At 72.3% G+C, this 7,661-nt stretch carries 10 protein-coding genes; 2 read left to right on the forward strand and 8 right to left on the reverse strand.

Annotated elements, in window-relative coordinates:
• The 6 genes from ACI6PP_RS22285 to ACI6PP_RS22310 form a co-directional block, all read right to left on the reverse strand.
• On the reverse strand, positions 1-993 hold a 993-nt coding region (locus tag ACI6PP_RS22285), incomplete at its 3' end, for a sensor histidine kinase (protein WP_421113923.1).
• Between the two features lie 14 nt (positions 994-1,007).
• Complete coding sequence (locus ACI6PP_RS22290) at positions 1,008-1,799, reverse strand: ABC transporter permease (RefSeq protein ID WP_421113924.1); 792 nt, start codon at positions 1,797-1,799, stop codon at positions 1,008-1,010.
• Positions 1,796-2,710 carry an ABC transporter ATP-binding protein gene (locus ACI6PP_RS22295; protein WP_421113925.1) on the reverse strand — a complete coding sequence of 305 codons (915 nt, stop codon included), beginning with the start codon at positions 2,708-2,710 and terminating at the stop codon, positions 1,796-1,798. The genes ACI6PP_RS22290 and ACI6PP_RS22295 overlap by 4 nt, the downstream gene beginning before the upstream one ends.
• Positions 2,711-2,794: 84 nt before the next feature.
• The gene (locus ACI6PP_RS22300; RefSeq protein ID WP_421113926.1) at positions 2,795-3,424 is read right to left on the reverse strand and encodes a hypothetical protein; all 630 of its coding nucleotides are present in this window, start codon (positions 3,422-3,424) and stop codon (positions 2,795-2,797) included.
• Positions 3,425-3,477: 53 nt separating this feature from the next.
• The gene (locus ACI6PP_RS22305) at positions 3,478-4,866 is read right to left on the reverse strand and encodes a glycine--tRNA ligase (RefSeq protein ID WP_421113927.1); all 1,389 of its coding nucleotides are present in this window, start codon (positions 4,864-4,866) and stop codon (positions 3,478-3,480) included.
• 68 nt (positions 4,867-4,934) lie between these two features.
• Entirely contained in the window at positions 4,935-5,240 is a 306-nt protein-coding gene (locus ACI6PP_RS22310) for an antibiotic biosynthesis monooxygenase family protein (RefSeq protein ID WP_421113928.1), read from the reverse strand.
• Between the two features lie 14 nt (positions 5,241-5,254).
• Here ACI6PP_RS22310 and ACI6PP_RS22315 point away from each other — a divergent pair, with 14 nt between their 5' ends.
• Positions 5,255-5,542: a DUF6703 family protein gene (locus tag ACI6PP_RS22315; RefSeq protein ID WP_421113929.1), complete on the forward strand. Its 288-nt coding sequence runs from the start codon at positions 5,255-5,257 to the stop codon at positions 5,540-5,542.
• Between the two features lie 78 nt (positions 5,543-5,620).
• On the opposite strand, the gene ACI6PP_RS22320 is transcribed toward ACI6PP_RS22315, so the two are convergent.
• Entirely contained in the window at positions 5,621-5,791 is a 171-nt protein-coding gene (locus tag ACI6PP_RS22320; protein ID WP_421113931.1) for a hypothetical protein, read from the reverse strand.
• Positions 5,734-6,522 (reverse strand): hypothetical protein, encoded by a 789-nt coding sequence (locus ACI6PP_RS22325; RefSeq protein WP_421113932.1) that lies wholly within the window; start codon positions 6,520-6,522, stop codon positions 5,734-5,736. The genes ACI6PP_RS22320 and ACI6PP_RS22325 overlap by 58 nt, the downstream gene beginning before the upstream one ends.
• Before the next feature lie 217 nt (positions 6,523-6,739).
• Here ACI6PP_RS22325 and ACI6PP_RS22330 point away from each other — a divergent pair.
• Positions 6,740-7,661, forward strand: a 922-nt coding sequence (locus ACI6PP_RS22330) for a metal ABC transporter substrate-binding protein (protein ID WP_421113933.1), incomplete at its 3' end; no start/stop codon positions are given.

Raw genomic sequence — 7,661 nt, forward strand, 5'->3', positions numbered from 1 at the left:
GTGGCCGGCGCCGACGCCGTCGTCCACGACCTCGAGCCGAGTGGGAGTGACGGTGACGCGGCACGTCCGGGCCCCGCTGTGCCGGACGACGTTGGTGACGGCCTCGCGGACCGTCCAGGCGTAGAGGTCGCGGTACCGGCTCGGGACCTCGTCGGCGACGGTGGGCAGGTCGGGCTCGATGCCCGCGGACTCCAGGGCAGAGCGGGCGGACGCGATCTCGGCGGGCAGCGAGACGCCCCGGACGCCGAGCGCCGTCTGCCGGACGTCGGCGAGCGCGTCGCGCGACAGCCGCTCGAGGTCGACCAGCTCGCTGCGGGCCCGCTCGACGTCGACGTCGAGCATGCGCTGGGCGAGCTCGGCCTTGACCGTGACGACGGTGAGCGAGTGGCCGAGGATGTCGTGCAGGTCGCGGGCGATGCGCGAGCGCTCCTCCTGGATGGTCAGCTCGGCGAGCTCGCGCTCCGCCAGCACCAGCTCGTCCTGGCGCACCGAGGCGATCCGGAACCCCCAGACGGCGAGGGTCGCGAGCACGACCGCCAGGCCGTTGCCGTTGTCCTGCCACCCCGGGACGAGCCGCAGCGACGCCTCGGTGACGACGAAGATCGACCCACAGGTGAGCCACGCCCACCGCACCGGCAGCGAGCCCATGGTGAGCGCGGCGACGAAGACCAGGCAGGTGAGTGCCTGGTCGCCCGCGATCGGGACGAGCAGCGCGGTCAGCGCGACGAGGGCCACCAGCACGCAGCTGCGCACGACGAGCTCACGTCCGCGCCGGGCCGGTCGCCGGATCGGACCGGTGAGGAGCAGGCCCGCCAGGTAGACGCCGGCGAAGGCCGCCAGCAGGCCGACGCCGGCGACGCGCACCCAGCCGGACTCGTCGAGGACCCGGCCGAGCGGGTTGCCGAGGTAGAACAGCCAGACACCACCGACCACCGAGCGCATCCACGGTCGTGGCTGCTCGGTGGTCGGTGGCACGTCGGCCCCGGTGCTCACGTCGGGGACGATACTCACACCCGGGCGGTGTCCCGGCGGAACCGCCAGACCGCTCCCCCGACGAACACCGCGGTCCAGACCACGACGTTGAGCACGGCGGTCCACAGGGTGCCCTCCTGGCTCAGCGGGTACCGGGCGATCACGCCGACGCCGTAGACCGGGGTGTAGGTGGCGATGTCGGCGAACACCTGGCTCATCTGCGACAGCGGCACGAACAGGCCGCCGGCGAACGACAGCACCGCGAGCAGCGGACCCAGCACCTGCATGACGTTCTCGCTCGGCAGCAGGTAGCCCATGAACAGGCCGAACGCCGCGAACAGCGCCGAGCAGACCCAGCCGAGCACGCCGCACGCGACCAGCGTCGACACGGGCAGGTCGGCCCCGAAGGCGAGCCCGACCACGAAGACCGCCACGACCGCGACGAGCCCCATCACCATCGCGCAGGCGACCTTGACCGTGACGTAGGCGAGCGGGTGCAGCGGCGTCAGGCGCAGCTGACGGCTCCACCCGACGGCCCGCTCGATCGAGACCATCGCACCGCCGCTCGTCGAGGCGATCATGGCGCCGTAGACGGCCATCGAGATCATGATGTAGGCGGTGACGTTGCCGTTGCCGGCGCTCTGCGTCTTGTACGACCCGTCGGTGCCGAACAGCAGGAACAGCACCGGCGGCACCACCACGGTGAAGATCACCGTGCGGCGGTTGCGCAGCGCGCGGCGCAGCTCCAGGCCCATCAGCGTGCCGGAGAAGCCTCCCCACGGCGGGGTGCGGCGCTCGGTGGCCAGGGTGGGTGCGGTGGTGCTCATGCGAGGGCTCCCTCGTGGTCGGAGGTGAGGGCGACGAAGGCGTCCTCCAGGTTGTTCGAGGTGATCTCGAGGTCGTGCGCGGTGGTCTGCGTGAGCAGCCAGCGCGCCGCCTCGTCGGTGTCGCGGGCGTGGAGGAGCACCGAGTCGCCCCTGATCTCGACCGAGTCGACGCCCGGCAGGGTGCCGAGCCGGTCGGCGTCGGCGCCGGGCAGGGTGGCGCGCAGCGTCCGTCCGGCGGCCATCGCCTTGATCTCGGCGGCCGACCCGTCGGCGACGACGCGCCCGTGCCGCACCAGGACGATGCGGTCGGCGTAGGCGTCGGCCTCCTCCAGGTAGTGCGTGGCGAACAGGACGGTGCGCCCGCGGCCGGCGTCCTCGCGCATCGCGCCCCAGAAGTCGCGGCGCCCGCTGACGTCCATGCCGGTGGTCGGCTCGTCGAGGACCAGCAGGTCGGGGTCGGGCAGCAGCGCGAGCGCGAACCGCAGCCGCTGCTGCTCGCCCCCGGAGCAGCCCTGCACCTTGCGGCCGGCGATCGCGGTGATGCCCGCACGCTCCAGCACCTCGTCGACCGGACGGGCCGGACGGTACAGCGAGGCGGCGAAGCGCACCGTCTCGGCGACCGTGAAGTCCTTCAGCAGCCCGCCGGTCTGCATGACCGCGCTGACCCGGCCGAGGCCGACGGCCTCGCGCGGTGCTGCGCCGTAGACGCGGACGACGCCCTGCGTCGGCTCGGCGAGCCCGAGGATCATGTCGATCGTGGTGGTCTTGCCCGCCCCGTTGGGGCCGAGCAGCGCGACGACCTCGCCGGCGCGCATCGTCAGGTCGAGGCCGTCGACGGCGGTCACGTCGCCGAAGGTCTTGGTGATGCCGGCGAGCGAGACGGCCGGCGCGTCCGAGGTGGTTCGTCCCATGCCCTCAGCCTGGTGCGGCGACCGCACCGCGACCCCTGCCGCGCATCACGACCGCACCCTGACATCCGTCACGGCACGGGTCGGTCAGGACGCGGGCGCGACCGTCCAGGTGATCGGCTCGGCGAGGCTCTCCGAGCGCAGCTGCACCGACGCGACGGTGCCACCGGCCGGCAGCAGGTACAGCTGGCACAGGTCGGCCGTGGCGCCGGCGGCGAACGGGGTGGGCAGCACCGCGGTCGGGCACGGGGCGAACTGGCCGACCACCGGGGTCGTGCTCCACTGCTCGCCCGCGGCGTCGACCACCGTGAGCGGGACGGTGGCCCCGGCGAGGTCGACCTGGCCGAGGTTCTGCGCACGCACCTTGACGTAGACCGGCTGCGACGTGGCCGCCGCCCCGTCGACGCCGAAGTCGGCGAGGTCGGCCGTGGTGCCCGCGGTCGCGGCGGTGACCGTCACCGAGACGACGCCGGGGTCCTGGTCGCCACGGCGCAGCAGGGCCGTGGCCGGTGCGCCGAGGGCCAGCTCGGTGCCGCCACCGGTCAGCGACACACCTGCGGCCGACGGCGACGGGCTCGCGCTCGTCGACGCGGGGGCCGACGGCTCGGGCGCGTCGGCACCGTCGTCGGAGGAGCAGCCGGACACCGCGAGCACGCACAGGACCGCCCCCGCGGCCATGAGTCGCGAGGTCGGTCCCGAGAGCGTTCTGCGCAGCATCGCGCCAGTGTGGCGCACCACGCTCCGACCTGTCCGGCGGATCGCCGGACGGGTCAGCAGCCGATCAGCCTCGCGGCCAGGTAGGCCGGCAGCTGCTCCAGGGAGACGCGCTCCTGGGCCATCGTGTCGCGCTCACGGACGGTCACCGCGTCGTCGTCGAGGGAGTCGAAGTCGAACGTGATGCAGAACGGGGTGCCGATCTCGTCCTGCCGGCGGTAACGACGGCCGATGGCGCCGGCGTCGTCGAAGTCGACGTTCCAGCTCCGACGCAGGTCGGCGGCGAGCTGCTTGGCGCGCGGCGTCAGCTTCTCGTTGCGCGACAGCGGCAGCACGGCGGCCTTGACCGGCGACAGGCGCGGGTCGAGCTTGAGCACGACGCGCTTGTCGACGCCGCCCTTGGCGTTGGGCGCCTCGTCCTCGGTGTAGGCGTCGACCAGGAACGCCATCATCGAGCGGTTGACGCCGGCGGCGGGCTCGATGACGTACGGCGTCCAGCGCTCGTTCTTCTCCTGGTCGAAGTACGACAGGTCCTGGCCCGAGTGCTTGGCGTGCGTCGACAGGTCGAAGTCGGTGCGGTTGGCGACGCCCTCGAGCTCGCCCCACTCCGAGCCGGCGAAGCCGAAGCGGTACTCGATGTCGACGGTGCGCTTGGAGTAGTGCGACAGCTTCTCCTGCGGGTGCTCGAACAAACGCAGGTTGTCGGCGTCGATGCCGAGGTCGGTGTACCAGGCGCGACGCGTCTCGATCCACTCCTCGTGCCACTGCTCGTCGGTGCCGGGCTCGACGAAGAACTCCATCTCCATCTGCTCGAACTCGCGGGTGCGGAAGATGAAGTTGCCGGGCGTGATCTCGTTGCGGAAGCTCTTGCCGATCTGGCCGATGCCGAACGGGGGCTTCTTGCGCGCCGAGCCCATGACGAGGGCGAAGTTCACGAAGATGCCCTGCGCGGTCTCGGGACGCAGGTAGTGCTTGCCCTCCTCGGACTTGACGACGCCGAGGTAGGTCTCGAGCAGCCCGTTGAACATCCGGGGCTCGGTCCAGGCGCCGCGCGTGCCGCAGTTGGGGCACGGGACGTCGGCCATCTGCACGGTGTCGGGGTCGTCGATCTTCTTCCGCTCGGCGTACTCCTCCTGCAGGTGGTCCTCGCGGAACCGCTTGTGGCAGCTCTGGCACTCGGTCAGCGGGTCGACGAACGCGGCGAGGTGGCCCGAGGCCTCCCACACCGGCGTGGGCAGGATGACCGACGAGTCGAGCCCGACGACGTCGTCGCGACCCTGGACGGTCGAGCGCCACCACTGGCGCTTGATGTTCTCCTTGAGCTCGACGCCCAGCGGACCGTAGTCCCAGGCGGAGCGGGTGCCCCCGTAGATCTCGCCGCAGGGGAAGACGAACCCCCGGCGCTTGCAGAGGCTGATGACGTTGTCGAGGGTCGTGGCAGGCATGGCCTGTCTCCGTCCGGCTGGGTGTCGGCGGGCGTGTGCGGGACGTCGTGACGTCCCGCGCCCGAGGGTCACCCCAGGCTAGCGGCAGGCGGGGCGGCGACCACAACCTGATAGGCCGACGGCTCGTCGACGGCGCGCGACAGCAGCGGCACCACGACCATCTTGGACTCGGTGCCCGACAGCGCGCGGCGGTAGGAGCCCACGTCGTCCCAGCGGGTGGTGAGGCACCACAGCGCGGGGTCGTCGACGTTCTGCCCCACCTCGCCGCCGGCGTACCCCGGCTTGCCCGACAGCACCCGCAGCGCGGCCTCGGCCTGCGCGGCGAACGCCTCGCGGTCGGGCTGCGTCACGCGATAGCGGGTGAGGACGACCATGGCACCATTCGACCATGCCGACGCCGCCGCCGAACGCCCCGATGAGCCAGGTGATCATGCTGCGCCTGCAGGCCCTGCCGCGCCTGACCGTGCCCGCCGCCGTCCTCGTCCTGGCCCTGGTCGGTCTGGCCGCGCCCCCGCTCTACGCGGTGCCGGCGCTCGGCATCCTGCTGGCGCTGCTCGCCTTCCTGGCCACCTTCACCTGGGCCCACGCCGACCGCCGCGGCCGCGTCCTGCGGATGATCGCCATGGGCGTCCTCGCCGGCCTCCTCGTCTCCCGCGCCTTCGAGGCCCTGTCCTGACGAGAGTCTCTGGATCGTGGCTGGTCTCTGGATCGTGGCGGCGATGGCGACCACGATGCAGAGATCCACGTGCCGACGTCAGCCGGGCCAGCCGCCGCGACGCAGCAGCCGGATCACCTGGTCGGCCACCAGCGCCGACTGCCGCCGCACCGCGTACGAGCTGATCACCAGCTGACGGGGCCCGAGGATCGTCACCTCGTTGCCGCGCTCGTTGTCGGCGTCCCAGTGCCGGACCTCCAGGTGCGGCATGCCGTGGATCTCGGCCGACGCGTCGTACTCGCGCCACCCGACGTCGAGGAAGTACCGGCCGTCCCGCCTGCGGACGGGCAGCTGACGGGTCGGCCTGGGCAGCCGGTACGCGACGACGATCTCGTCGAAGTCGCGCTCGGGCAGCGACTGGATGCCCCGGCCGCGTCGAGCACCGACTCCTTGACGAGCGCGCGCCGTCGACAGGCCCCCCGCCGGCGGATCGCGTCGGTGAAGTGGCGGGTCTGCGCGAGCCGCTGCTGCACCGACGCCAGGACGACGGCACGGGCGATCCGGTCGTTCGGCGCCCAGGACGCGTAGTCGACGACGCTGCGAGCCGGACGCGTGCGCCGCGGCTCGCGGGCGGGTGAGACGTCGCGGCCGTCGAGGTAGATCGACCAGTGCGGCTCGACGCCCTCCCGCCGTGGCGGCGACGCTCCCGGCGGCAGCACGACGAAGGTGCGGTCGTCGCAGAACCCCTGCAGGCCGTCCCACGCCAGTGCGTCCAGGCCGCCGAGCGCCGCGCCGGGCGCGCAGGACAGCAGGTCGACCCAGGACTTCTCGCCCGGCGTGAGCGGGCCGTTGTGTCGCACGACGACGCCCCGCTCGGGGCTCTGCCACCGCCCTGAGGCGAGCTGGTTGCGGACGCGTGCGCGACCCCACCGCTCGGCGGCGTCCCCGCTGCGCATGACGGTGGGTGCGTCGTCGGTGGACGCCGTGCTCGTCAGGATCATGTCGGCAGGGTGAGGCCGTCGGCCGACCGCGGACCACGTCCGACGCACATCTGTGGACATCCGTTGCGGACCCCGGCCCCTGTGGACCACGAGCGTCTCTGGATTCTGGTCGCCCCAGCGACCACGATCCAGAGACCGACCACGATCCAGAGACTCTCGTCACCCACCCGCACCGAGGATTTGACAACGGTTCCCAGTCCTCCTGAGAATGACTGTCATGAAGAAGAAGTCCTCCGCCCTGCTCGGCGTCATGCTGCCGACCGCGCTCCTCCTTGCCGCGTGCGGCAGCGGCGGGACGGGGTCGTCCGACGCGGATTCTGGTCCCCGCGTCGCGGCGTCGTTCTACCCGTTCGCGTACGTCGTCGAGCAGGTCGGAGGCACCGCCGTGGACGTGGAGAACCTGACGTCGCCGGGCACCGAGCCGCACGACCTGGAGCTCAAGCCGCGCCAGGTCGCCGACGTCCAGGACGCCGACCTCGTCGTGTACGAGACCGGCTTCCAGGCCGCCGTCGACGAGGCCGTGGAGCAGGGGGACCTGTCCGAGGACCAGCGGCTCGACGTCGCCGACGTGGTGACGCTGCTCGACGCGAGCGAGGACGGGGCCGAGTCCGACGGCCACGACCACGCCGAGGGCGAGGAGCACTCCCACGACGAGGAGGGCCACGACCACGGCAGCACCGACCCGCACGTCTGGCTCGACCCCGCCAACATGGCCAAGATCACCGACGCGGTGGTCGAGCGCCTGAGCGACATCGACCCCGACCAGGCGGCGACGTTCGAGAAGAACGGCACCGCGTTCAAGGCCCGGCTCACCGAGCTCGACACCTCCTTCCGCCAGGGCCTGGCGCAGTGCGAGACGCGCGACATCGTCACCAGCCACGCCGCGTTCGGCTACCTCGCGAAGGCCTACGACCTCACGCAGGTGCCCATCGCCGGCATCGAGCCCGGCAACGAGCCCACGGCCGCGCAGCTCGCCGACATCACCAGGCTGGTGCGCCAGGACGGCATCACGACCGTCTTCACCGAGGAGCTCGCGAGCCCCGCCGTGGCCGACACCGTCGCCTCGGAGACCGGCGCCACGACCGCTACGCTCTCCCCCATCGAGGGCCTCACCGACGACACCGCGGACGAGACGTACC

Origin of the sequence: Solicola agrisoli (assembly GCF_049059935.1) — a bacterium.
Taxonomy (GTDB): domain Bacteria; phylum Actinomycetota; class Actinomycetes; order Propionibacteriales; family Nocardioidaceae; genus JAURVT01.